The organism is Providencia sp. PROV156 (genome assembly GCF_028480905.1).
Classification (GTDB): domain Bacteria; phylum Pseudomonadota; class Gammaproteobacteria; order Enterobacterales; family Enterobacteriaceae; genus Providencia; species Providencia hangzhouensis.
This window is the reverse complement of the sequence record NZ_JAMPPE010000005.1, coordinates 198,141-224,111: the sequence shown is the minus strand read 5'-3', so window position 1 is coordinate 224,111 and position 25,971 is coordinate 198,141. Positions and strand designations below refer to the sequence as shown.

At 40.7% G+C, this 25,971-nt stretch carries 28 protein-coding genes; 5 read left to right on the top strand and 23 right to left on the bottom strand.

Going from position 1 to position 25,971, the window contains the following annotated elements; translation table 11 throughout:
- The first annotated feature begins 30 nt into the window (after nt 1-30).
- Together PSF31_RS05640 and PSF31_RS05635 are read left to right on the top strand one after the other, a co-directional pair.
- Nucleotides 31-1,011 (top strand): hypothetical protein, encoded by a 981-nt coding sequence (locus PSF31_RS05640; RefSeq protein ID WP_175427131.1) that lies wholly within the window; start codon nt 31-33, stop codon nt 1,009-1,011.
- 402 nt (nt 1,012-1,413) lie between these two features.
- Nucleotides 1,414-1,731, top strand: a complete 318-nt coding sequence (locus PSF31_RS05635; protein WP_096864502.1) for an MGMT family protein — start codon at nt 1,414-1,416, stop codon at nt 1,729-1,731.
- Nucleotides 1,732-1,960: 229 nt separating this feature from the next.
- Here the strand turns inward: PSF31_RS05635 and PSF31_RS05630 are convergent, their stop codons facing one another.
- Nucleotides 1,961-3,532, bottom strand: a complete 1,572-nt coding sequence (locus PSF31_RS05630) for an AbgT family transporter (protein WP_004258999.1) — start codon at nt 3,530-3,532, stop codon at nt 1,961-1,963.
- 456 nt (nt 3,533-3,988) lie between these two features.
- Between PSF31_RS05630 and PSF31_RS05625 the strand changes: the two genes are divergently transcribed.
- Together PSF31_RS05625 and PSF31_RS05620 are read left to right on the top strand one after the other, a co-directional pair.
- On the top strand, nt 3,989-4,369 hold the full coding sequence (locus tag PSF31_RS05625; protein WP_004259005.1) for a DUF1992 domain-containing protein: 381 nt from the start codon (nt 3,989-3,991) through the stop codon (nt 4,367-4,369).
- 200 nt (nt 4,370-4,569) lie between these two features.
- Nucleotides 4,570-4,977, top strand: coding sequence for a DUF2628 domain-containing protein (locus PSF31_RS05620; RefSeq protein ID WP_036958052.1), 408 nt, complete (start codon nt 4,570-4,572; stop codon nt 4,975-4,977).
- Between the two features lie 74 nt (nt 4,978-5,051).
- Here the strand turns inward: PSF31_RS05620 and PSF31_RS05615 are convergent, their stop codons facing one another.
- The 18 genes from PSF31_RS05615 to PSF31_RS05530 all read right to left on the bottom strand — a co-directional run bounded on the left by PSF31_RS05615 (nt 5,052) and on the right by PSF31_RS05530 (nt 20,269).
- Complete coding sequence (locus PSF31_RS05615; protein ID WP_096864501.1) at nt 5,052-5,753, bottom strand: AraC family transcriptional regulator; 702 nt, start codon at nt 5,751-5,753, stop codon at nt 5,052-5,054.
- Nucleotides 5,754-5,930: 177 nt separating this feature from the next.
- The gene (locus PSF31_RS05610; RefSeq protein WP_096864500.1) at nt 5,931-6,266 is read right to left on the bottom strand and encodes a tRNA-binding protein; all 336 of its coding nucleotides are present in this window, start codon (nt 6,264-6,266) and stop codon (nt 5,931-5,933) included.
- A 196-nt stretch (nt 6,267-6,462) separates the two neighbouring features.
- Nucleotides 6,463-6,789, bottom strand: coding sequence for a DMT family transporter (locus tag PSF31_RS05605; protein WP_004259019.1), 327 nt, complete (start codon nt 6,787-6,789; stop codon nt 6,463-6,465).
- Nucleotides 6,790-6,810: 21 nt separating this feature from the next.
- Nucleotides 6,811-7,239 (bottom strand): DMT family transporter, encoded by a 429-nt coding sequence (locus tag PSF31_RS05600; RefSeq protein WP_096864499.1) that lies wholly within the window; start codon nt 7,237-7,239, stop codon nt 6,811-6,813.
- A gap of 55 nt (nt 7,240-7,294) precedes the next feature.
- A complete protein-coding gene (locus PSF31_RS05595; protein ID WP_232062932.1) occupies nt 7,295-7,960 on the bottom strand; it encodes a hypothetical protein in 666 nt (221 codons plus the stop codon).
- A 41-nt stretch (nt 7,961-8,001) separates the two neighbouring features.
- Nucleotides 8,002-8,646: a phosphate propanoyltransferase gene (locus tag PSF31_RS05590; RefSeq protein ID WP_004259030.1), complete on the bottom strand. Its 645-nt coding sequence runs from the start codon at nt 8,644-8,646 to the stop codon at nt 8,002-8,004.
- Nucleotides 8,643-9,080 (bottom strand): BMC domain-containing protein, encoded by a 438-nt coding sequence (locus PSF31_RS05585; protein ID WP_047757251.1) that lies wholly within the window; start codon nt 9,078-9,080, stop codon nt 8,643-8,645. The genes PSF31_RS05590 and PSF31_RS05585 overlap by 4 nt, the downstream gene beginning before the upstream one ends.
- 13 nt (nt 9,081-9,093) lie before the next feature.
- Complete coding sequence (gene cutD, locus PSF31_RS05580; RefSeq protein WP_004259033.1) at nt 9,094-10,044, bottom strand: choline TMA-lyase-activating enzyme; 951 nt, start codon at nt 10,042-10,044, stop codon at nt 9,094-9,096.
- Nucleotides 10,045-10,131: 87 nt separating this feature from the next.
- Nucleotides 10,132-13,563: a choline trimethylamine-lyase gene (gene cutC, locus PSF31_RS05575; protein WP_096864497.1), complete on the bottom strand. Its 3,432-nt coding sequence runs from the start codon at nt 13,561-13,563 to the stop codon at nt 10,132-10,134.
- A 58-nt stretch (nt 13,564-13,621) separates the two neighbouring features.
- Nucleotides 13,622-14,752 (bottom strand): 1-propanol dehydrogenase PduQ, encoded by a 1,131-nt coding sequence (locus tag PSF31_RS05570; protein WP_096864496.1) that lies wholly within the window; start codon nt 14,750-14,752, stop codon nt 13,622-13,624.
- Nucleotides 14,753-14,759: 7 nt separating this feature from the next.
- Nucleotides 14,760-15,017 (bottom strand): EutN/CcmL family microcompartment protein, encoded by a 258-nt coding sequence (locus PSF31_RS05565; RefSeq protein ID WP_004259057.1) that lies wholly within the window; start codon nt 15,015-15,017, stop codon nt 14,760-14,762.
- Between the two features lie 26 nt (nt 15,018-15,043).
- Nucleotides 15,044-16,675, bottom strand: a complete 1,632-nt coding sequence (locus PSF31_RS05560) for an acetaldehyde dehydrogenase (acetylating) (RefSeq protein WP_096864495.1) — start codon at nt 16,673-16,675, stop codon at nt 15,044-15,046.
- A 70-nt stretch (nt 16,676-16,745) separates the two neighbouring features.
- A complete protein-coding gene (locus PSF31_RS05555) occupies nt 16,746-17,024 on the bottom strand; it encodes a BMC domain-containing protein (protein WP_004259063.1) in 279 nt (92 codons plus the stop codon).
- Between the two features lie 15 nt (nt 17,025-17,039).
- The gene (locus PSF31_RS05550; protein WP_004259066.1) at nt 17,040-17,324 is read right to left on the bottom strand and encodes a BMC domain-containing protein; all 285 of its coding nucleotides are present in this window, start codon (nt 17,322-17,324) and stop codon (nt 17,040-17,042) included.
- A 21-nt stretch (nt 17,325-17,345) separates the two neighbouring features.
- On the bottom strand, nt 17,346-17,624 hold the full coding sequence (locus PSF31_RS05545) for a BMC domain-containing protein (protein ID WP_004249182.1): 279 nt from the start codon (nt 17,622-17,624) through the stop codon (nt 17,346-17,348).
- A 635-nt stretch (nt 17,625-18,259) separates the two neighbouring features.
- On the bottom strand, nt 18,260-18,778 hold the full coding sequence (locus PSF31_RS05540) for a FidL-like protein (RefSeq protein WP_004259073.1): 519 nt from the start codon (nt 18,776-18,778) through the stop codon (nt 18,260-18,262).
- Nucleotides 18,775-19,617, bottom strand: coding sequence for a transcriptional regulator (locus tag PSF31_RS05535; RefSeq protein ID WP_094961558.1), 843 nt, complete (start codon nt 19,615-19,617; stop codon nt 18,775-18,777). The genes PSF31_RS05540 and PSF31_RS05535 overlap by 4 nt, the downstream gene beginning before the upstream one ends.
- 79 nt (nt 19,618-19,696) lie before the next feature.
- Nucleotides 19,697-20,269: a TetR/AcrR family transcriptional regulator gene (locus tag PSF31_RS05530; RefSeq protein WP_096864505.1), complete on the bottom strand. Its 573-nt coding sequence runs from the start codon at nt 20,267-20,269 to the stop codon at nt 19,697-19,699.
- A 303-nt stretch (nt 20,270-20,572) separates the two neighbouring features.
- On the opposite strand from PSF31_RS05530, the gene PSF31_RS05525 reads away from it, so the two are divergent.
- Complete coding sequence (locus PSF31_RS05525; protein ID WP_094961559.1) at nt 20,573-21,130, top strand: NADPH-dependent FMN reductase; 558 nt, start codon at nt 20,573-20,575, stop codon at nt 21,128-21,130.
- A 157-nt stretch (nt 21,131-21,287) separates the two neighbouring features.
- Here the strand turns inward: PSF31_RS05525 and potD are convergent, their stop codons facing one another.
- The 4 genes from potD to potA all read right to left on the bottom strand — a co-directional run bounded on the left by potD (nt 21,288) and on the right by potA (nt 25,241).
- Nucleotides 21,288-22,337, bottom strand: coding sequence for a spermidine/putrescine ABC transporter substrate-binding protein PotD (gene potD, locus PSF31_RS05520; protein ID WP_004259092.1), 1,050 nt, complete (start codon nt 22,335-22,337; stop codon nt 21,288-21,290).
- Between the two features lie 159 nt (nt 22,338-22,496).
- On the bottom strand, nt 22,497-23,285 hold the full coding sequence (gene potC / locus PSF31_RS05515) for a spermidine/putrescine ABC transporter permease PotC (RefSeq protein WP_004259098.1): 789 nt from the start codon (nt 23,283-23,285) through the stop codon (nt 22,497-22,499).
- Nucleotides 23,282-24,145, bottom strand: a complete 864-nt coding sequence (gene potB / locus PSF31_RS05510; RefSeq protein WP_004259100.1) for a spermidine/putrescine ABC transporter permease PotB — start codon at nt 24,143-24,145, stop codon at nt 23,282-23,284. Before potB ends, potC begins: the two co-directional genes overlap by 4 nt.
- The gene (gene potA, locus PSF31_RS05505) at nt 24,132-25,241 is read right to left on the bottom strand and encodes a spermidine/putrescine ABC transporter ATP-binding protein PotA (RefSeq protein ID WP_004259102.1); all 1,110 of its coding nucleotides are present in this window, start codon (nt 25,239-25,241) and stop codon (nt 24,132-24,134) included. Before potA ends, potB begins: the two co-directional genes overlap by 14 nt.
- Between the last annotated feature and the right edge of the window lie 730 nt (nt 25,242-25,971).

The window sequence follows — 25,971 nt, the reverse complement described above, 5'->3', positions numbered from 1 at the left end:
TAAAAAATACAAATGTGGGAGCTTACTGAAATGAAATTTAAAAAACGGTCATGGCAAAGTGGCGTGTTCTTTCTCCTTCTGATGTCAACTTCTGCCGCGTATGCCGGAGTGACATGCCGACCGGGTAATAGTGTACCCGGCTCGACGGGAAATGCGTGGAACCCACTCCCTGAAGTCTATATTGATATGAATACAACCCCCGGCACCGTTGCTCCCGGCACGCTATTGGGCTCTGCCAGTAGTGGTTTCTTTTCATGGGCTTGTGTGTTTTCAGGCTCAAAGGCGGAGCGGACAATTTGGTTTAACAACCAAACGCCAACAACCATAAAAAATACACTTAAAAACAGCGGTGTTAGGCTTTATCAGGACAGTATGTATAGTGGCTCTGTTGAAATAACTGCGGCCAACACCCCGCAGTTAGAAGTGGGCGTCTGGGAAGCGGGCCCTAAAAATGTGCTATTTGGTTACACGTATCGAGTGGTCAGAGGTACGGGAGAGTTAAAATCTTTTGATACCGGTGTTTTTAATGTTGGTTATCACAGTGATTACCAGAGAAAAAGTTTAGGTGATATCTATCAGGCGAGGATTATCGGGAAATTGGTAAACTATTGCCCAACACCGATTGTCCGCATGAGCGATAAAGTGGTTGATTTTAAAGAGCTCACGGCTGAAAATTTTGAAGGTGGTCAAACAGTTAGAGAAAACTTTTCATTAGATTTAGTGCCCGATTCAACGTGTGATGCGGCATTAGAAGTCAGTGTTGCGTTCCAAAGCAACAGTGGCGTGATAAATAAAAAGTACATCGTCTTTAACAATGGCCTACAAGCTGCAATTACAGACAGAACCAATAACCAACAGGTTGCGTTTGATCAGTATTATTATAAAGGGAGTATCAGTAAACAACAGCCCGGCTATTTCCCTTACAGTATCGAGTTATCCAAGAAAGATGCTGAAGCCATTAAATCAGGGCAGTTCAGTAACACTGTGAATGTTTTATTTACCTACCGTTAGTGAGTTTTAGGTTTGTATTAAGTCAATATCACCTTTGTGCGGTGGTATTGGCTTAGCCTAAAATGGAGGAGAGATATGAGATTTTTGCCTTAATCTCTACAATGTCACTTACTATTAGTAAAAATAGTAGAAATATAAAGAAGGCGTGTGATATTAAGAAAGAGATAATTCAAATCAAAGATCCTCTACGCTCATGAAAAATATAATTACTTAATTCAACACCATTTACAGCTTAAAACTCAAGTCATAAAACAGATACTTCTCCCTCTCATCCCATTGTGGTGATTTCCGCCAAAGAAAACTATCACATTGACAAACTTGCTATACAATTTAATCATGCACTGCCCACCAACACCTACATATTTAGGTTGATAAACACCCATCGTAATTGAGGCTATAACCATGAACAACGCGCCATCTTTCCGAGACATCATTTATAGCCTTATAGGGAGTATCCCAAGAGGTAGAGTTGTCACTTACGGAATGTTGGCAAAAATGGCAGGTTACCCAGCTCATGTACGCCAAGTTTGCCAAGTTATTAGAACCATCCCTGCGGGAAGTTCTTTACCTTGCCACCGTATTATTAATAGTCAGGGTAAGTTATCAGTCAAAGGCGAGTGCTATCTACGTCACAAACAAGCCCTTATAAATGAAGGTATTATTTTTGACTTGAACGATAAAATAAAACTAAAGGACTATTTCTGGGAGGGACTTGATTAGCTCTTTCATTCTATTAAGTATAAAAATAATTTTTTACCGTAATATTGTAATTGTTGGTACTTAGTAAAATAAACTGTCTCACTCACAGCAGTTTATTTTCATAATTACTATCTAATCTAGTTCCTATGTTTAAAATAACAAAATCATAACTTACATCCTCATTGGTTGCCCTTCATCCAATGAATTAAAAATAGGGCAACCAATGGTTTTTCAATTAAATATCAAAACGCTAACTTCCCGGTGTGAAATAAATCGGGGAACCAGGCCCTACAGGAATCCCTAATACAAATACCCATACGATAAAGAACAATGACCAACCAATGAAGAAAATGATGGAATAAGGCAACATCATTGAGACAAGTGTACCAATCCCTGCATCTTTCTTATATTTCACAACAATCGCCATAATTAAGCCAAAGTAACTCATCATCGGTGTGATAATATTCGTGACCGAATCACCAATTCGGTATGCCGCTTGAATAGTTTCTGGCGCATAGCCCGCTAACATTAGCATAGGAACAAAAATAGGTGCCGTTACCGCCCATTGGGCTGATGCTGAGCCAATCATTAAATTAATAAATGCACAGATAAGAATAAAGCCAATAAACAGCACACCACCGTGAAGGTCGATACTATTTAAGAAGTTAGCACCTTTAACTGCGATAACTTGCCCGATGTTTGTCCAACCAAAGAAAGCAACAAATTGTGCGGCAAAGAAAATGATAACCAGATATAAGCCAAGAGTACTCATTGCCCCTGCCATTGCGTCAACAATGTCTTTATCCGAGCGCATAGTTTTAGCAATATAGCCATACACAATACCCGGGACGGCAAAAAACACAAAAATAAACACTACGATGCCTTTTAGGAAAGGCGAGTTGCTGACTAACCCAGTATCTTGGTTACGTAATATTCCATTTTCGGGTACCACCATTAACGCCAAAATTGCCGCTAATCCCCAGAAGGTAACTGATGCCCAGAATAACGCTTTTTTCTCAAGTGGAGTAACGTTTGCAGAAGCATAAAGGCTATTTTCATCTTCATCAACAGCACCACCTGTATATGGACCCAACTGGGGTTCCACAATTTTTTCGGTGATCAAATAACCTAAAATAGTGATTAAAAACGTACTGGCAAACATAAAGTACCAGTTTGCTTCTGCACCCACGATATAAGTTGGATCAATGATTTGCGCAGCTTGCTGAGTGATACCCGAAAGTAACGGGTCAACCGTACCTAATAGTAAGTTTGCTGAATAACCACCTGAAACGCCAGCAAATGCGGCGGCAAGACCCGCTAAAGGATGACGACCTAATGAATGGAAAATAATGGCAGCCAGTGGAATAAGCACCACATAGCCCAATTCTGCCGCGGTGTTTGACATGATCCCCGCAAACACGATAGCCATTGTGGTTAATTTTCGCGGAGCTTTGGTGACAATTAAGCGCATAGCCGCGGAAAGTAAGCCGGCCCGCTCTGCAATTCCAACCCCTAATAATGCCACTAATACCGTCCCTAATGGTGCGAAACCTGTAAAGTTGGTGACGACATTCGCAATAATTTTTCGGATCCCTTCGGCATCCAATAAACTTACAATATGAATAATACCGTCTTCTGCCCGCCCTTTTGCGCCTTCTGGGCGCGGATCTGGCACGCTTACACCAAAGTACTGACCAATTGCTGAGGAAACTAATAAAATTGCAATTAAAATAATAAATAAAATGACGGGATGTGGTAGTGCATTACCTAGCCACTCAACCGTTCGCAAAAAACGGCTTCCCTCTTGCTTCTTTTGTTCCATATTTTCTCCTTATAAACAAGAAAAACGGACATTACACAATGTTTTTGTTTTTTACCATTTACAAATAGATCATTTCAAATCAACAAAATTCACACGATTTAGACATAAAATTCAACATAATTAGGGATAATTCATTTTTATTAGGCATTAATATTATTAATTTAAATAAAGACGTTAATTAAAACCAAGGTAAATCAGATAAATTAATTTCTATAAGTGTGGTCAATATAACAATTTTCATATTATCCATGACGTTTATTCGTCATTTATCACTAATTAAATATTATTTTTTAGCAGTTTTATTTCATATTAATAGTAAAAACCTTATTTATAAACACTCGATAAAACCTTACTTATAATTCGGAATAACAACCCCAACAAAGAATAATCTACCAACTTTCTTTATATTGATATGGAAGGCTATAATAGTAAAAAATCAATTCATGGAGTCACATCATGTCAGTCATTGATCTTTGGGCAGAACGCCATATTCAAGAAGCTCTGAGTAAAGGGGAGCTTTCAAATTTAAATGGGGAGGGAAAAATGTTACAGCTTGAAGATGATAGTTTAGTTCCACCTGAACTTAGGGCTGGGTATCGAATATTAAAGAACTCGGGCTATTTACCCACTGAATTACAACAAAGGAAAGATGCACTAACGCTAAGCCATATGCTACAAGGTCTCTCTGTGGACGACCCCAATTATACGTCGGTGAGTAAGCAATTAGCTTTACTCGAACTAAAACTCAAACAAGCCAATGTAAATACTGATTTTTTACATGGCAACTATGCAAATTCAATTTCTGAACAAATAGCCAACAAGTCAAATACCAAATAATGTAGGTAAGTCTTACAATAAATTAATCCATTATCCGTTTACTATTTATCTTAATCATTCTTCCTTTATTTCTCTTTGCTTGATTCGTTATTAAAAATGCCCCTTAATAGTCATATTAAGACTATTTACCTCTTTTTTATATGGTTATCCAAGTATTATCAATCCCTATTTTATACTTATTAATAAGCAAGAGATGGAAAATGGAACAGAAACAATATTCTAATAAATGGCAAGAACGTTTCGACTTTTTTGATAAGCATGGTGCTCCTGATACGCCTGAATTCAAAGCAGCGTTGAAAGCCGCCTCTTTCGGTAAACGTATTCTCATTAATATGAACATTTTTGCCTTCTTCTTCGGTATTATTTACTTCTTGATTTTAGGGCTGTGGAAGAAAGGGTTGGTGATGCTTGGTATCACTCTTGGGGTTGGTCTAGTTTTGAATATTATTGATTTTATGATTGGTGGAACGATCCCTAATGCCGTCTTTACAGGGGTATCTGTCGGTATGTCAGCGCTGTGGGCCATGGTTGCCAATTATGCTTACTATATTAAAGAAACCAAAGGATTGGACAACTGGAACCCATTTGAAGGGATCCGCATGGTCTAAGCAGTAAAAAGATAAAAATTGGCTGCGGGCGAGGTGGCTAATTTTTATCTGGCAACGAAGCTCCCCAAAATAACCTACCGTAAGTGACTTCCCTGCAAACGATATTCATTCGGTGTTTTGCTATAAAATTGGCGAAATGCATGACTAAATGCCGAATGTGAGTCATAGCCCACCGCTAATGCAATTTGTTCTATTGATTTATTGGATAATAATAAGCGCCCTGCCGCTTCCATGCGTTTTTGTAATAGAAACTGCATCGCCGTTAACTGTGTTTCAGCCTTTATTTTTCGTTGAAGCGTACTCACTGACATACAAAAAGCCGTTGCCATATCTTCACAACTAATAGGATGGTGTAGACGCAGTTCCACCCATTGAGAAAGCTCATCAATCCATTTATTTTCAGGTTTTAACTGTGCCAACAATAGACGAGCAACCGTAAAATTATGTTCCGGAGCTTGTGGGAAGTTTTGCAACCAATTCAAAAGACCAATTGCGGCAGGTGTCAGAGTAAATTGCGTCATTTTTTCATTTAATGCCCATTGTGCTGTGGCAGGCATTTCTAATACGTAATTTTGATTTCCTAGCTGCCCGCGAAATGCATGGCTCACACTAGGCGGGATCACGACCCCCTTTCCTGCATTTAACAGAAAATGTTGCCGGTACATATTAATTTCCATCTGCCCAGATAACGACAAAACAACTTGCCACTGCCCATCATGATGATGAGAAATAACTTCGTCTGAGTATTGGCGAAAATGAAGCTCAGGCAATCGCAAAGGGTCATACTCCTACTAATACTGAAGATAGCAGTATAACCTTTTTATTGATGAATGGCAGTGATGGCACCGACTACGCTAGACGGCAAGCAAACGAGCCCCTAGGAGCATACAAAAGTATGTGACTAGGGCGAGCGAGTGAAGCCAACAACGCGATAACACGAAGTATGACGAGCATTAGGCTAAAAGCGCCCCATTCGGCAAAGGTAAGTTAAACTCCGCAAGAACAATCGCCCCCGTTTCATCAGGTGCCCCCGTGATCAACACTTCCGATTTAATGCCTGCTATACGCTTGACTTCAAAGTTACACACACATAGTACCTGCTTACCAATCAAATCATCTGGCGTATAATTGACAGTGATCTGTGCGCTAGAGCGCTTAATACCCAATTCGCCTAAATCAACTTCCATAACATAAGCTGGCTTTTTGGCTTTACTGTTGACTTGTGCACTAACAATAGTCCCAACACGCATTTCAACACGGGTAAAATCATCCCATTCAATAATTTGCATAAATCCATTCCTAAATTAAATTACTTATGTGTAATAAATTAACATACAACAGACTTTGCGGTTTATCGCCAGAACGTCATTTTATGTAGCCAAACCACCACAGGGCTCAGATGATAAGCAAAAAATAACCCTCATAAAAATGAGGGCTAAAGATAAATAACAGAAAGTATGTTGAAGTACGGCGTTTTCTTTTTTACTACATCGTTGAAAATGTATTCATAATGATCCCACCAGTGATAATGAGGCCCATCGCAAATACTGCTGGGAAATCGGGTTTTTGTTTATATAAAATCATAGAAACGAGTGTCACACCGACAATACCAAACCCACACCATAATGAATAAGCCACACCGACTGGGATATAACCCATTGCACGGGTTAGTGCGAAATAACACAAGCAATAAGCAACAATGACTAATACAGATGGACCCAATTTGCTAAAGCTATTGGTCTTTTTTATCATTGAAGTACCCGTTATTTCAGAGCCAATAGAAAGCGCTAACCATAAAAATCCAGTAAACATAATATTCCCCTTAACTTTGAATTAATGAGCTGTGTTATTTTTTGTTGATAATAATGAAGACTCAGTTTCATCTTTAGATGGTTCAGTTTCTTCCAGATCATCGGAGCCCATTTTGGAGAATAGATTCATGATCACAATGCCACTCGCGATCACGGCCATACCGATCATCGCCGCAGTGTCTGGGTGTTGCCCATAAAATAGCATGCCGAGGGTAGAAACCATTAAGATCCCTGTACCTGACCATGTTGCATAAGCCAAACCAACAGGAATATATTTTACTGCCCGAGAAAGTGAATAGTAACAAATAACATATAGCACAACGATTAATGCCAATAATAATGATTTAGTCATACCTTCACTATTATCAAACATTTTTAAGGTCGATGTTGCTGAGGTTTCAGAAACAATAACCGCCAGCATCCAAAGCCATGACTTTGCTTTAGGGGACATAGATAATACTCCTACAATAAATAGAAAGATTAATTTTTAATTTGATTAAATAACTTTATTTTTTAAGAGACTTTAAATAATCGATTGCTGAATCTGTTAATTTATTTTCATTCGCGCAATACCCCCTAGGGTTATTCATTACTTCCTTTAAAGTAATATAGCGATTTGGATATTCATTATTTATTTCAGGTTTTAAATTTTCAGTAATATCACGAATTAAAAATTTATTTTCTATTTCATTAAATGAATCAAAATAAACACCTAACTTGATTGCTTTAGTGATATTTTCTTTAATCAACTGATTATAATTTTCATTTTTATTTAAACCTAAAACCTGACTTAATTCACTTTCAGGGCAACAATGGTATTTCAGTGCCAATATCGGCATGTTTTGTGATAATGCATGAAAGACTAACTCACTTTCCTCACTCATAAACAAACCATTGGCTATCTCACCAACGACTTTTGCATCAATAAACGGTAAAAACAGGCTGTCATAATGATTTAAACTATTTATTGATAAGGTGCTTTTATTTATAACACTTCCCAATTCAGCCCATTTTTCAACATCAAAAGACTGGTGCATTGATGCGGTGGCATAAAAGGAAAAAGAAACAGAATCTAACTGTGCCAGTCTTTGGTAAATAGCTTGCTGATACCCCTCAACAGGCGATAGCACCACCAGAACTTGTCGCTTTAACTGACGTAAAACTTGCTGCACAATTCGCTCGATCAGTTTTTCGTTCATTCTGCCACCACTCCTTAGCCCGCGATAAATACGCTATCGTTATTGCGTAAGCCCGCGGCATTTGCTTCATCGGTATCAATATGAAACTCAAGAGAAAAGCGTTCATCCACTCTCACGACAACTTCATCAAACACTAAGCTGCGTTCACCTTCAGTACGGATATTCACCTTTTGCCCATTCACCACATTTAATGCTCTTGAGTCCATCACACTCATATGAATATGACGCTGAGCACAAATAACCTGCGACTCAAGATTGACATGCCCCGCTGGGCCAATCAGTAAAGCATTGCCTGAACCTGCCATGTCACCTGACTCTCTTACCGGCGCTTTTATACCAAGCGCAAAGCAGTCGGCCTTAGACACTTCTAATTGCGTTTTTGGGCGAACAGGCCCTAGTACTCTGACTTTGCTAATCGACCCTTTTGGTCCCACCACCATGACGCATTCTTTCGCCGCAAATTGCCCGGGCTGTTTTAAATCTTTAAATGGCGTCAGCTGATATCCTTGGCCAAACAAGGCTTCAACGTCCTGTTGTGAAAGATGAACATGGCGGTTAGATATTCCGACAGGGATAGCAATGTTGGAAACGCTGCCTTGTGCTGGTGTATAGGCTGAAAGCCGCTCCAATATTTTCCCCATTAATTGCTCATTCATCATGATTTTTTCCCTTTACGCGGGTCATTCTTGATGTCTTTCACATTGATGTCGGTTTTAACTTCAACCACAGGCGCTTCTGTTTTAGCCTCAACAACCGCTTTTTCCACTAACTTTTCTGCTTTTACTTCTGGCTGAAGACTTTTCTCTAACTCACCTTTTTTACTTTTCACTGTTAGCAATTTACTGATTACGCTTTCTTCAGGCCGCGCAATCACTAATGAGCCGACGAGTAGCTGACTATTGGCGATCACTTCAATACCATGGTCAACTGCGGTGCGAACAGCACTGATTTCGCCTTGGAAACAAACGGATACCAGTCCAGAGCCGATTTTTCGATAACCTACAATTTCTACACTGGCGGCTTTACACGCCGCATCAGCAGCCTGTATTGCGGATGTCAGTCCCCGAGTTTCAATTACGCCTAAACTTTTCATCTGTCTCTCCTACTTAGTGACGAACCAGTCGAATATCGAAATCAAATTGTTTGAAGAATGCTTCAAGTTGGTCTAATTCTTCTGCACTATAGGTTGGGTCTTGCTTAACAGGATAAATCATATCCAGTTTGTCGTACTTACCGCGGCCCAACTGGTGATAAGGCAGAATATCGATGCGTTTTACATTGCCGCGTTTGGATAATTCCATCGCATAGTTAATCGCCCCTGTAATGGCATCAAACGAGTCGTTATAGCCACGAACTAATGGCATTCTGACAACCACGTTCGCGCCGAGATCAATCAATCTTTCGAGGTTGCGGCGAACATTTTCATTGCCAATACCGAATAGATTTTTATGCTGCGCAGTATCAATATGTTTAATGTCATAGAGGAATAGGTCGACAACTTCAGCTAACTTTTCATAGTTTTCTAACGATGTTGTACCTTGGGTTTCTATTGCGGTGTTGATCATCATTTTTTTACACTCACGCAGTAGAGCGACTGCAAAATCGGTTTGTAGGCTCATTTCGCCTCCACCGATTGTCACACCACCACCGGAAGAAATATAAAAATCATAATCTTGCATGATGATATCCATCATTTCGGCCACAGTGACATCTTTACCCATGATGTCTAATGCACCGCCAATGCATACTTCTTCACATTTACGGCAACCGATACAATCAATGCTGCGATTCACGCGGTGAATTTGCTCACCTTGCTCATTAATAGTTTTGTAGTGGATCCCTGTCGGGCAGACATCAACGCATTTCCCACAATTGACGCATTTATCGTGGGAAAACATCACTTGAAACTGGCTACTTAACCCTTCTGGGTTAGCGCACCATGGGCAACGAATATTGCACCCTTTTAAGAAAATCAGTGTTCGGATACCGTCGCCATCATAAATCGAGTATTTTTGGATATTAAATATCCGACCTTTAATCTCTGCCGCGCTCATCATTGCACCTCTAACACTATGTTTATAAATCAGAATTTATTATTGTTGTTATAAAATGGCAGGTATAAATTCATACCTGCCTACATGGGTTTAGAACTTCTCAATTACAGTACGGCTAATAATTTCATCTTGAACTTCTTTACAGAGTTCAACGAAGTAGGCGCTGTACCCCGCGACACGAACGATTAAATCACGGTATTTTTCAGGCTCTTGCTGGGCTTTTTTCAGCATTTCGTTATCGACATAGCTGAACTGCATTTGACCGTTTCCTAAGATAGACGCGGTTCTTAGCAAGGTGATTAAGCCGTGGCGGCCTTCTGGTGTGTCCAATAAGCCTTTTAAGAACTTAAAGTTATGCACCATGCCAATGTTCATCGTTTCAACATTCATTTTGCTGATTGATTTAATGATGGCAGTTGGGCCTTGTTTATCCGCACCTTGTGTTGGGCTGATACCATCGGATAACGGCATCCACGCTAAGCGACCATTGGCACTCGCTGCGGTTAATTCACCAATCGGCGTGTTGTTGGAGATGGATAAAGTTCCGTGACTCAGTGTTGAATACAACATGTCGTACTTACGACACTCACGCTCTGTCCACTCCGTAATATCCAGCGCATATTGGTCAACATAGTCATCATCGTTACCAAATTTAGGCGCATTTAAGCAGTCACGGCGTAATTCGTCATAGCCTTCAAAGTTAGCTAATAATCCATCACGAATTTGCTCAAGGGTGTAGCGACCATCTTCATAAACCAATTTGCGAATCGCGACAATGGAGTCAACATAGGTTGCAAGACCAGAGAAAATCAGCCCTGGGCCGTGGTTGATCATCGCCCCACCCGCTGCAACGTCTTTCCCTTTTTCCATACAGCCTTCCACTAGCAAAGACATTAAGGGTTTTGGTGCCACATCACGGTGAACTCGCTGGCTGATAACGGTACCGATAGCGGATAAGCGAATAATATGAGCAATCTGCGCTTTCACTGCATTATCAAAGTCTTCGAATGTTTTCAGGTCACGTAAATCACCGGTATCTAAGCCTTGGTAGCTATCGAATAGCACCATGCGACCACGGTTTAATACAAACTCAATCGCGATTGGCCATTGGGTGTAACCAGTTGATGTCCATTGATAAATACGGCCTGATTTCTGTGGCTCAACACAGCCCATCAAGCAGTAATCACGCGCATCTTCAAAGTCAAAGCCTTTACGCAGCATCATTTTGATGTGGGAATCGTCGAAGTGACAGGCAGGGAAGCCCATACCTGCTTTCACGACATCAACGATTTTTTCCATGTATTTCTGTGGTGATTGGTTATGAATACGGCATGCCAACGATGGCTGATACACTTTAACGAAACGAACCGCATCCATAATTAAGTAGGTCAAGTCGTTACAAGCGTCACCGCCTGAACGTTTTTGACCACCCACTGTTAAGTTGATAAATGGCTGATAACCGGCGAAATATTTCGCACCTAATTCGCTCGACATCCACATTAACTCAGCACACTTGATGATAAACGCCTGCATCATTTCTAATGCTTGGTCTTGAGTTAAACGGCCTGTTTTGATGTCATTTTCATACATTGGGAAGCAATATTGGTCGAGACGTCCTAAAGAAAGACCTGTTTGGTTTTCTTCGATTTCAAACAGTGACTCAACAGTCCAAATGCTTTGTAATGCTTCTTGCAACGTCGCCGGTGGGTTCGCTGGCACGTTTTCATTGACTTGTGCGATAGTCAGCAATTCTTCGCGACGTTTTTGGTCTGACTCCAGCACGGCTAATTCACGAGCATGCGCAGCAATACGGTGTGAATACGCCACTACCCCTTCACAGGTTTCAATTGACGCTTTATAGAAATAAATACGGTCAATATCTTCTGGGTTTTCCATGCTTAACTCAGCCAGTTTCGCCTGAGCATCTGCTTTAATGCCATTCATTCCCTTGGTGAATAACAGCACGTCATAACCCGGACAAGTATCTCCACCACCGTTGATTTGGTGATAAGACAAATCACTGACAAACGTTTCACCGCTGAATTCCCATACCCCCGCTTCGCGGTATTGAGCCTCACAAATTTCATCCAATGAGCGCCCTTCCCAGAATGGCGCGATTTCCTCGCGGATCACTTTTTTGTCTTCTTCTGAGATAACAAATGGATCTTGTGGGCGCGTACTCATGGTATCGAGTTCTTCGACCACCCAGCGCCATGCGATATCTGGAGAGAAAGCACCCGCACGGGCTTTACCACATGGATGGCCTACAATCAGTTCTTCCGGCTGAATTAAGATTGGCGCAGTTTCACAAGCGCGGCGGAATGCTTTCGCACGCAATAGAATTGGCGGTAAACCAGGGTTATTTTTGACAACTTCAGTGAAGGCGAGTGCACGATAGATAGACACACTTGGGCGTGCTTCTAAGTAGCGGTTACGCAAGCGTTGTAAGCGAGGCGTTAACCCTTCCATCACTTTGAATTCAGTTTCCGCTTGTGCCGTTGGAGCAACATAGCTGGCATTTGGCGCGGCGTATTGCGGCTGAATGCTGTTTTTTCCGCAATATAAACGAACTTTTAAGCCGTTATTGATGGCACTGATGTTTTCATGAGCAGATAACATCATAGCTGATAATTCGTTAATGCATACACGAGGGTCATTCAGATAAATACCGTCTTTTAATGCATCGAACATTGGGTAACCATCGACTTGCTTGGTTGAGCGAACTTCAGAGAGCTCAGCCAGTTTCAACCATAAACTTTCTACAATCTCATAAGCTTGTGCTTGGGTTAAGCGGCCTTGTTCAATATCGCGTTGGTAGAATGGGTAAACTGCTTTATCGAACCCCATTGGGTTAACTGCATAACTGCCATTTTCTAAATGTAGGATAAGTTGCAGTAAATAGAACGCTTGGCAAGCTTCTTTGAAGGTTTGTGCTGGTTTTGCTGGCACATTACGTAAAATTGCTGCGCTTTCTTGTAACTCTGCGCGACGGTATTGATTAGACTCTGCTGCTGCCATGCTCTCTGCTTTAGAAGCTAAAGCTTGCGCAAAATGGATAGCGGCATCACATGCGTAAATTGCCGAGCGGCAGTTATTCGCCTCATCAATACTATTACGGCTAACTGCACTGCCGATATTTCTAACTTTATTTTCTAATTGCGCTTTGATAGCTAAAAAACCGATGTTTAATACCGCTAAGTAATCGGGTGCATCAATGGCGCTATCGCCAGCTAAAAACGTATAAATGCTGTGGCTGTTGATTTCATTTTCAGTATGGAAAATCGCCCCACGAGGCGTTGATGATTGGCTACCAATAATCAACTCATCTTGGGCAATAAATGCAGGAAAATGACGGATAAATTCATAAAAACGTTGTGCAGGTTTAATCGCCTGCGGTGCGCCAGACAGTTGGTTGCCAAGCGCTTCTAAAATATTGGCACGTTCAGTAATAATTGAGCTATTGCGGGCACTTAAGCGTTCAGCCAGCATTTTTACGCGTGGGGTCAAAGCATATTTATTCATGTTAGCCTATCCTGATGTTCTTTCTAGTTTGTTGTTCATCACATAAAAGCGTTAACTGTTAAAAAGACTGTCTATACAGCACTTCCAGTTGCACCTTGCTCACATCCCGTGGATTGGTCGGAGTGCAACTATCGCGCAGTGCTTGCCCAACCATTTCCCCTAAACGGGCGTTAAAATCGAATTCATTAATACCGGTTGCTTGAATGCCTTTTGGCATATTCATTTCATCTTTCAATACGTTGATTGCCATAATTAAGCTCTCAACGCCTTCACGTATTGTTGAAGCAGGTAAATTCAAGTTTCTTGCAAGACTCGCGTAACGTTTCGCGGCTTCGCTATCACAGCGGCCTTCAAAATCCGCATTGAAAGCCACGACTTGAGCCATCAATAAGGCATTGGCACGACCATGTGGAATATGAAATACGCCGCCTAATGCATGGGCTAAGCTGTGAGTTATCCCAAGTGATGCGTTAGTAAAGGCCATACCGGCAATACATGAAGCGTTGTGCATTTTTTCGCGTGCCACTAAGTTGCTACCGTCGCGATAACAATCAATTAAGTGACCAAAAACCAATTGCACTGCTTTTTCTGCTAAGGCATCCGAAAAATCAGATGCGGTGCGAGAAACATACGCTTCCAGTGCATGACACAGCACGTCCATACCTGTATCTGCAGTAATCGAAGCTGGTACGGATTTCACCAGTACAGGGTCTAAAATGGCGACATCTGGCAGCATGAATTCGTCAACTAAAACCAACTTTTCAGACTGTGACTTGATGACTGAAAATGAAGTCACCTCTGAACCCGTCCCACTGGTGGTTGGGATCGCGATAAACTGCGGTTTGACTCGATTGACGTCCTTTCTTGTGTGCCAGAGGGAGTAAATAACAGCTTTCGCAGCATCAATCACCGACCCACCACCGAGTGCAATCACCACATCTGGATATTGCATATCCATGATTTTCATGCCGTTAACAATGGCTGAAATGTCTGGGTCCGGCACAACATCGTCGTAAATCGAAAATGTGATGCCACTTTGGGTTAGCCTGCGAGTGACTTCATCAGCTAAGCCAAACTTCACCATCGCTTTGTCAGTGACGATAAAGGCATGGTGAGCACTCATTTGTGAGATAAAATCCAATGCGTTAGCACCGAATTGGACTTTAGGTTTAATCAAAAACTGGTTCATGCTGTTTTTACTCCTTGGTATAAACCTTCTCAACAATGGCAACCACTGACATGGCTTTGTAATTGTCTTTATTCAAAGCGAAGTAAGCTTCAGCTAACACAATGTCGTTAATACCTGCGCCAACACTGTCGACTGCCACATACGTTTTGTTTTTCAACGGTTCAAGGTCATCCCCTAGCTTGGTAACCATTAATAAGTTACTGCCGCTAAGTTCTTGGCATTTCTGCGTTGCAACAACATGTCCGACTACCTTTGCGAGGATCATGGTTTATACCGCCTTATTCCAATGAGTTACTTATTTAGGCGCCCGAGAACGGCCTTGATGATTTGCTCAACATTTTCTTCAGTGATGTCACCTTGAGAAACCACCGCCTCAGCAGTCGCAGCCGTTGTTACAGTGCTGCCAAATCGGTTATCGCCAGTTGGGTTAGCCGCGGCTGGTGATGCTGCCGTAACAGGGTTACGGAAACGGTTGTCATCAAAAATACTCACTTGCGGTTGATTTACCGAAGTTGATGCCGTTGGTTGTGCAGGTGCACAAGGCTGAACTGGCTGTCTTAAATCATCAATGGAACGTACGCCATAACCTACTTTACGGATATTGAGTAAGTTCATCGGGCCGACGTTATCTGAACTAGAACCGCCACCAACTGCCCCACAACCGAGCGTTAAAGCAGGTGTGATATTGGTCGTTGCACCAATTCCGCCCAGTGCCGCTGGTGTATTGATCAAAATACGATTGACGGGTTTTTCCAGAGAGAATTGACGAATAACATCTTCGTTCTGCGTATGGATCACCAAGGTATGACCGAGGCCTTCGTTGGTCAGTAAGTCAACCACACGATGGCAAGCTGACTGCCAATCTTCCTCGATATACATCCCTAAAATTGGGCATAATTTTTCGCGGGAGTATGGGTTTTTCGGTGATACGGTGTCTTGTAAAGCAATCAATACGCGCGTATTCGCCGGAACCGTAAAACCTGCACGTTGACTCAGTGTGATAGCATCTTTACCAACCACTTCAGGGTTGATAGTACCGTTCGCTCTAAGCAACATGGATGCCATGCGTTTCGCTTCATCTTCATTCATGAAGTAAGCGCCTTGAGCGAGCAGTTCACGATGAACTTCGTTGTAAATGCAGCGTTCTACAATGATCGATTGTTCTGAAGCGCAAATGACACCGTTATCAAAAGTTTTACTGGTGATGATGTCACTCACCGCTTGCTTGATATTGGCACTACGTTCAATAAATGCAGGGCCATTACCTGGGCCACCGCTGATGGTTGGTGTACCGGATGCGTAAGCGGCGCGTACCATGCCTTCACCTCCCGTTGCCAAAATTAAAGAAACATCTTTGCTGTGCATCAGCTCTTTCGTTGCTTCAAGAGTTAGCATCGTGACGCCATCGACAATTCCTGCTGGCGCACCCGCTTCTAATGCGGCTTTTTTGACAATTTCTAATGTGCGGAAACTGCAAGCTTTGGCATTTGGATGAGGGGAAAAGACAATGGCATTACCCGCCTTCAAGGCAATCAACGTTTTGTAGATGATGGTAGATGTTGGATTAGTAGAAGGAACTAACGCCGTGATCACACCAAGAGGAACCCCCACATCCATGACTTTGTTGACTTTGTCATCATTAATGATGCCAACGGTTTTGAGATCTTTAATGTGTTCATAAACACGCATTGAAGCAAAAGTGTTTTTCAGGACTTTATCTTGCCACTTACCAAACCCAGTCTCTTCATTGGCCATTTTTGCCAGCTCTTCTGCATGAAGTGCGGACTCAATTGCAATGTGTTTAACGATATTATCGATTTTTTCCTGCGAAAATGTCGCAAACTCTTTCTGCGCTTGTTTCGCGTTTCTAACTAGCTCTCTTGCCAGTTGTCTGGATTGCAGATCTTTGTCTAATGCAACCATGTCTTCCCCCGTATCGGAGCCAAAATTAATTCATTAACTTGTCGTGTGATTGGCTTTATCAGCCAATTACTTAGGCTTTGTGTTGCTGTGCAATTTTGCCAATATCGTTGTGTGGTCTCGCAATCACGCGTGAAGTCACCACGGTTCCGATACGTTTTGCAGCCTCAACACCTGACTCAACCGCTGCGTTAACGGCACCGACATCGCCTTTAACCATCGCTGTTACCAGACCTGAGCCAACATTTTCATAACCGATTAACTCAACATTTGCGGCTTTACACATGGCATCAGCAGCTTCAATACAAGCCACTAAACCTTTGGTTTCAATTAGACCAAGTGCTTCTTTCATAAGTAATTTCCTGTTTTATTCCGTGACTTTATACTGGGCGACGATTTTCTGAATATCACTATGAGGACGAGCGATAACCAGTGATGTCACGACGGTGCCAATACGAGAGGCGGATTCAACACCTGAATCCACGGCAGCTTTCACCGCACCTACATCGCCTTTGACCATGGCGGTAACTAAACCTGACCCAACATTTTCATAACCAATCAGCACAACATTTGCGGCTTTACACATCGAATCTGCAGCTTCAATACAAGCCACTAACCCTTGAGTTTCAATAAGACCTAATGCGTCACCCATGTTTTTTTCCTCCGGAAAAAGTTATGCCTTATGCTTAATAACGATTTTATTGATATCGTTGTGTGGACGAGCAATGACTAGTGAAGTCACAACTTCACCAACTCGCTGTGCTGATTCAACACCTGAATCGACGGCTGCCTTGACTGCTCCGACATCGCCTTTAACCATTGCAGTAACGAGGCCTGAACCGACATTTTCGTAACCAATTAGCTCTACATTCGCCGCTTTGCACATCGCATCAGCCGCTTCGATACAAGCCACCAGACCTTTTGTTTCAATAAGACCTAATGCATCACCCATTGTTGTTTCCTCCGAGAAGCCTTCTTTATTTTTCTTTACCTTCGATATTCCAAGCTAATGTGTCCGAGTACATGTCCCTTGAAATATCTGGGTAATCATTTACGCCAATGGTGTCTGCGCGGTGATCTATTGAACGCAGCCTTTGGCTTCAAACTCACTATAGAACCGAAAAATAAAAACAAAATATAAATCCACAAAACGACAATATTTAGTCTTTTAACCTGAAAATTAGAGTAATTAATTAAGCTATTTACATATTCATACTGAAAAAATTAAAAATTCACGCATCTGTGTTGCAGATAAAAATGGGCTAAATAAAGATTTAGCGTTAGCTAGGTAGATTGTTAATAAAATATTATTGAGCTGATAAAGGGGGGTAATTTGTGAAATGATAACTGTGGGTCTGCTCACTCGGTTATAAGCTTTGCCTACATCAGATATCCGCGAGTTAGGTTCTAACCAAGAGATAGTCTACCTGTCATGATGTCAATTTATAGCTAAATTGAGGATATTGCAGTTTGTGAATACTACAGCAGGGAATACGACAAAATAGGAAATAAAGGGAAGTGGGATTGTCAGTTAACGATGAAGTGAACGGCTTCACCGCTAAGCTTATTTATTTAATGAGAACTGAATTAATCAAATTTGCTGCCAGGCTTTAACGTGCAGATATAAAGTGGAGAGTTAATTGAACTGAGTAATAAAGCTTTGTCATTGAGCTTTTGGGCATTAAGAAATAGCCCGTCATGGCTATCTGACATTTCTCGCATAAAGTAATCAAATATCACATCTGGTGATTCATCAATAGAAGAAGCACTTGCTTCCCATTGACTGATATTATAATGGCGCTCTGTGGGAGAAACTCGTTTTGTTGTATAACTAAATTTCACATAGCGCTGTAAGTACAACCAGCCCGCTTTAGAGTCGGTATATCCTTCAACAACGATGGCTCCTTTGCCATTGGCACCAAAATTGAAATGAATATTGCCATTAACGTTTTCATCCTGCATATTTTCAAAACGCATAATGCCTTTTGTCGAGCACATTAATAAACCATCTTGTTTATTAGAAAGTAAGACCGATTGAGTGTAAATCACAACAATAATAAATAGCAAAAAGCTCAGTAAACATAATACTTTTCCTGATATCTTCATGATGGTTTCCAAGAATAGTAAAAGTAATTATCGCAATAGCTAAATGGGTTATCTTCATTTACTGCACAATGTGCAAGAAATACTCGACCCAATCCATTAGTCTGCAATTTATCTCCATAGAAAAAAACAAACCGTTCTTTCTCGGCACAGGCTAAATTTAAGTTATTTCTAACCTTATCAAAATTTTGTACATAGTTTAGTGCGACAGAGTTATTGATCATTTTTTCATTCGATAGCACATCACAATTAGTGTGCTCAAGTACTGTCATCTTAATCGGTACTGACGGCTGGTTTGATAAATAAGCCATGACCGCGAGTAAAACGGAACACAATAAAAAGACACCGCTAGCGAGATACCAACAGATTTCTTTTTTTTCTGGCGTCAATGTTGATTCTATTTTTTTGAGGTCTGCAGGCTCAGAGATAGGTTTGGGAATTGGAGATAAAACAACCTTAGCCTCTTCTATTTCACTTAAGCTAGGGATTAACTCAGAGGGAGGAATTTTAATATCATCAATTAATTCAAGTGAAACATCTGAATTAAACTCTAATCGCCCCCTCGCCACCGTCACAATAATATTTTCAATACCATATGGACGAAATGCTTTTCTTAATATACTTAGATATTGGTTTAAATTACTGTTCGATGAAACTAATCCATTATCATCCCATACCGCTTTTAACACCTCATCTCGGGAAACAACACCTCTGTGTTGAATAAAATAAAACAACAACGCATTAGCCGTTATCGACAGTTGTGCATCCACCTCATCTTCTTTTAAAGATAAAGTGCCATCAACTGCATCATATAGAATGAAAGCATTGATTTTATATTTCACTGTCGCCTCATGTGCTTATTTTATGAATAAAATTGCACTATCATTACCACTATTATTTTTACTTACGTGCTATTTTTACTTATGGAATTTGTTCAAATGATATTGTCGTTAACCGGCTAACAATCGCATCACGTTCTTGCTGTAATAACGTTTCTCCCTCAGTCAATGATGAAAGCCACAACCCATCAGCCGCATAACGCACTAACGCGCCTAAATAACTGTTATCGAACTCATCCCCCTTTTCCAAATGGTTGGTTACCCAATCTCGCCAGCACTGACGTAACACTGGCTCAGTTGGCATAGCCAAAGACAATAACGCGAGCTGAAAACTTTCATCAGATTCTTTTAACTCACCAATATAGTGCAAATAAGCACGAGAAAACCGCCCATAGGGATTTGGGTCATTATCCATAATGGTATGTATTCTCTCATCCATAATCCCCAGCAATTGCACAAACAGTGCATGAATAAGCTCTTGCTTCGTTGGGAAGTGGTGCATTAACCCGCCTTTGCTAACACCCGCTTCCCTTGCCACTGCATTAAGTGAGAGTGAAGAGATCCCTTCTCTGCCAGCAATAATACGAGCAGCTTTCAGTAACTCCACTTGAAGCTTAATAGGATCTTTTTTTCTATGCTGAGCAGATTTATTCATGCAATGAATGATACCGACCAGTCGGTATGTTTCATTTTGACTAAAATCAAGTAACCCTGATTTGTTCATGGGTAAATCTAAATAGTGGAAGAGGACTCACAATATCGAATTATGATAAGTTGTAACTCCATAATTAATTTAAAAATATCAAATATTTTTGATGTTTAGTTATCTATTTTAATTTCACTTAGTTTTGCACATCCTCAGATTATGATGTTTAATAGTGAGAGTGAAACAATGCTCTATTCAATAAATAGCGGTTTGCAGTATTCCTAATTAACTCCCCGTGAAAGAGGTTTTATCATGTCAAATCAATACAATATTGGTGTCATTGTGGGTAGTTTGCGCGCTGATTCATATAATTTAGTTGTCGCTAAAGCCATGACTAAATTATTCCCCACAAATTTCACGTTTAAATTTATCAATATTGGTGAACTCCCTCTCTATAACCAAGATGCAGACCAAAATGTGTCTCCTGTTGTGGCTAATTTCAAATCTCAAATTAAAGCCTGTGATGGCATTATTTTCGCCACCCCAGAATATAACCGTTCAATGCCTGGCGTATTGAAAAATGCGATTGACCAAGGCTCTCGCCCATGGGGAGATAATTCATGGGATGGCATCCCTGCTGGAGTACTAGGGGTATCTATTGGCAATATTAGTACAGCTATTGCACAACAACATTTGCGTAATAGCTTGGCATTTTTGAATATGCCGACAATGAACCAACCAGAGTGCTATTTGAAGTGGTATGAAGGAATGGTTGATGAACAAGGTAATATTTCACCCAAAAGTAAAGATTTCCTACAACCGTGGGCAGATACCTTTGTGAAGTTTGTTGGTCATAATGCCAAACGTTAGCCATTAAAAAAAGGCATCACAATCGTGATGCCTGAGGTTGTTGACAAAGCGGGATAAAAGCGTGGTTTTTCCCACTTTGTGTTATCAGCCGAAAATCAATAAATTGATTTTCCTAATTTATTTTCAAAACCTATTTAGCTTGCGACTAAAACAATAATTAACGTCCTGCTTTTAGCTTTTGGAAATACTCTTCATAAATAATATTGGTATTCCCCACATCACTTTGCCATTCGCCTTTTTGCAGAACTTCTTCACTTGGGTAAAGTGATGGGTCATTAGCAATTTCAGCAGGTAATAATTTTTTAGCTTCTAAATTTGGTGTTGGGTAACCAATAGATTCAGCCACTTGAGCTGCAATTTCTGGACGCAATAAGAAATTAATTAACTTATGTGCCCCTTCCACATTTTTGGCGTTAGCAGGAATAGCTAAGCTATCCATCCAGAAAATCCCACCTTCTTTTGGCCACACCACTTCAATCGGTAAGCCAGCTTGCCGCGCGACGAATGCAGAGCCATTCCACAACATTCCCACATCAACCTCACCTTCAATAAATGGTGTTGCTGGGTTGTCAGAGTTGAAGGCTAAAATATTTGGGCGTAATTTTTGCAACTCTTTATACGCCTCTTCAATTTGTTTCGGATCAGTCGTATTACCTGAATAACCTAATTTAGTGAGCGCAACTTGGAAAACTTCCCGTGCATCATCCATCATCAGCAAGCTATTTTTATACTCAGGTTTCCAAAAATCTGCCCACGAGGTAACAGATTGTGGGTCAACAGCTTCACCATTAATACCTATCCCTGTTGCCCCCCAAATATAAGGCACTGAATAATCATTATTCGGGTCGAATTCTTTATGAATTAAATTTGGGTCAAGGTTTTTAAAATTGGTTAATTTGCTTTGATCAATCTTTTGTAGCATTCCTTCTTTACTCATTTTGGCAATAAAATAAGTAGAAGGCACCACCAAGTCATAAGCCCCTTCTTTATAGGTCTTTAACTTGGTATACATGCTTTCGTTTGATTCATAGGTGGAGTAAATCACCTTGATGCCCGTTTCTTTGGTAAATTGCTCTAATAAACCGGGGGGAACATATTCTGTCCAGTTATAGAAATACAGTACGTCTTTGTTATCGTCAGCGGCAGTTGCCGTGCCAATACTTGCAGCCATTACCCCTGCTGCCAGTAGATAGGACCATTTTTTCATTACTGAGTTTCCCTCAACAAAGTGTTTTTATCCCTTAATGCATCAAGTAACCACTTGAATTATTTAGGGTATATATCTTATAGGCTAAATAAAGCCCACCCTCTCGCCGTATGGCATCAAAAAGGCGCTGTTATAGAAAAAACCAACACCATCACTCATTTATGATTTCGCTTTTTTCGAGTATTTATCCCGCATCACCCATTGGCTTAAACAAACGAGCAGTAAAGACATAATCAACAATACTGTCGCCAATGCGTTTACTTCTGGGGAGACCCCGACTTTTACCATTGAATATATTTTCAATGGTAAAATCTCATAACTTGGCCCCGTAACAAATGACGAAACCACCACATCGTCCATCGACAATGTAAAACTCAGTAGCCACCCTGCCACAACCGCAGGGAGCGCTAATGGCAAAATGATTTTCCTTAAGATGGTAAACTCACCCGCTCCGAGGTCACGTGCAGCTTCTAGCATCTTCACATCAAAGTCCTTTAACCTTGCATACACCGTCACCACTACAAAGGGTAGACAGAATGTAATATGGGAAAAAAGCAATGACCAAAAACCTAGCGAGACCCCAAGGATCATAAATAGAACCAATAACGAAATCGCCATGACGATATCAGGGGACATCATGACCACAAATAACATGCCACCAACAAAAGGTTTTCCTCTAAAGCGATAGCGAAATAATGCAACAGCGGTTAATGTGCCAATGGCTGTCGCGAAAGTCGCTGACAAAACCGCCATGGTTAATGAATGCCCCGCAGCTTCTAATAAGCTATCGTTATTAGCTAGTAATTCATACCATTTGGTTGAAAAACCTTGCCACTGAATACCAAAGCGCGACTCATTAAAGGAATTAACAATCAAAATGATGATTGGAATATAAAGATAAGCGTAGATGATGGCCATAAAACCACCACGCAGAGTACGTCCGATCATTCTTCATATGCCTTTTTATTCAGAAGCTTAGCTGCTCGGTAATACACATACAGCAATAACCCCATCATCACCGTGAGGAAAATGCTGGTTGCTGCCCCGAATGGCCAATCACGAATATTTAAGAACTGGCTCTTAATTACGTTACCGATCAGTAGATTTTTCGCACCACCCATTAAATCCGCGACATAGAACAGCCCCATTGCCGGTAATAAAACCAGCAAACAGCCTGCTATAATACCTGGCATCGTTAAAGGAATGATGATTTTCACAAACCGTTGAAATTTATTCGCACCGAGATCTCTTGCAGCTTCTATATATGACTTATCCAGCTTTTCAATACTTGAATACAGCGGCATCACCATAAACGGCAACAATATATAAATGAGACCTAGTATGACGGCTTCAGGTGTATACATAATTTTCAACGGTTTATCGATAACACCAACCCACAGTAAAAAGTCATTTAAGTACCCTTTGGTACTGAGAAAAACTTTTAACCCATAGATACGAATCAATGAATTGGTCCAAAATGGCACAATTAACAGAAACAGCATCAAAGGTTGCACCCGTTTAGGTAGCTTTGCCAATATAAAGGCAAATGGATAGCCAATAACTAAACAGAAAAAGGTCGCGATCACCGCCATATTGAGCGAGTGCAGCATGACCTCTGCATACATCGGGTCAGACAAGCGAACGTAGTTATCCCACGTAAAAACTAAGTCAACTAAGTTGGTGTCGCTACGCGTCAAAAAGCTAGTGCCAATAATCATGATATTAGGCAAGAAGACGAATAGCAGCAGCCAGGCGACCACCCCAGTGATAATAACGTTCTGCAAAATTTTATGTTTACGAATGATCATCCAGAACTACCTCCCAACTTTCAACCCAAGTCACAGCAACTTTTTGGTTAAGGGAGTGGTCGACATCGGGGTCATCTTCATTAAAGAATTCGCTAACCATGACAATTTTGCCATCTTCCATTTCAACCACTGAGTCTAACGTCATGCCTTTATAGTTACGCTCACGAACGTAGCCAATCAGCCCCGGATGGTTATCTGCATCATTCACTTCTTCAACGCGCAAGTCTTCAGGACGTAATAACACACTGACGTGTTGCCCTTCTTTGACAGAGAGCTCAGTGAAAATATCACATTCATGCCCTTCAACATTGGCTCGAATACGTTTATCATCAATGCGATACAATACTTTCGCATCAAAAATATTAATTTCACCAATAAATTGAGCTACAAACAGATTTTTCGGTTCCTCATAGATTTCGCGAGGAGTACCGTCTTGCTCAATTTTCCCTTCACGCATCACAATGATACGATCAGACATAGCCAAGGCTTCTTCTTGGTCGTGGGTCACAAAAATAAACGTGATCCCCAGTTTTCGTTGAAGCGCTTTTAGCTCATTTTGCATTTGTTTGCGCAGTTTATAATCAAGCGCAGACAATGATTCATCCAGTAGTAGGACTTTCGGGCGATTCACTACCGCACGGGCTATCGCCACGCGTTGTTGTTGACCACCAGATAGTTGGTTGGGTCTACGCTCAGCAAAATCTTCTAGCTGCACCATACGCAAGGCTTGGTCGACACGCTTTTGGATTTCAGCCGCAGGCGTTTTTTGCATGCGCAGGCCAAATGCCACGTTGTCGAAGACTGTCATATGAGGAAATAAAGCGTAGCTTTGGAAGACGGTATTTACAAAACGGTTTTCCGCTGGAATATCCGTAATATCTTGACCATCAAGAATAATTTGACCGCCATCGGCATCTTCTAGCCCTGCAATAAGACGTAAAACAGTCGTTTTACCGCAACCAGAAGGCCCCAGAATGGTCAAAAACTCACCGTTCTGAATGGTTAAGTCAAGCTCAGAAATAATTTGTTTGCCATCAAAACCTTTACTTAAAGATTTTAATTCAATGAGTGGTGTCAGAGAGGTTGTCTCAGTCATTTATTATACACTCTATCCCTAGGAATAATGCAGATAGAACCGCCACCGTTAAAGACTGTATAAGCTTGTCGGAGGTTTACTCTGTCGACTTAAGTAACATGAGTAAATAATTTTCCCCAGCAAAGCCCAAAACCAGTAGCGCCATTTAAACTTCATAAGGCATGCATGATAAACACTGTTTTTGCAAATTGAAAGCCATTTTCACAACTTCGTTTGCCTTTCATTATGAATTCTCAATAAATAAAACAGATTTTTGAGAAAAATAAGCGACATAGCGATATATAGAATCAGTCTGTCCATATCTATAGATTTACATGATACATCCGAAGATAAAACTTAAGTCAAATCCAATGAAATTCATAGAGTTAAAACAGTTCACAATAAAAATAATAATAATTATGGAATTAATAGTTTTTATTATTTTTAATTTTTTAATTCATATATTTAATGATATAAATTTTAAAACTTCATGCGAGATAAAAATACAATAAGCCTTTACCATAACTAACTCGTCGAGTTTTGATGGTAGTTATATCCAGTAGATATATATCGTGATTATATATAGAACAAAGGCAATAACTGGTAACATCTATAACAAATAATTAAAGTCGCAGTTGATAATATTATTATGTGATTTAAATCTAATTTTCATTAATCCTTATTTTTTATCTCAATAAATTTAACCAATATCATATTATTCTTTGCATCTCTTTGAATATAATAATCAAAT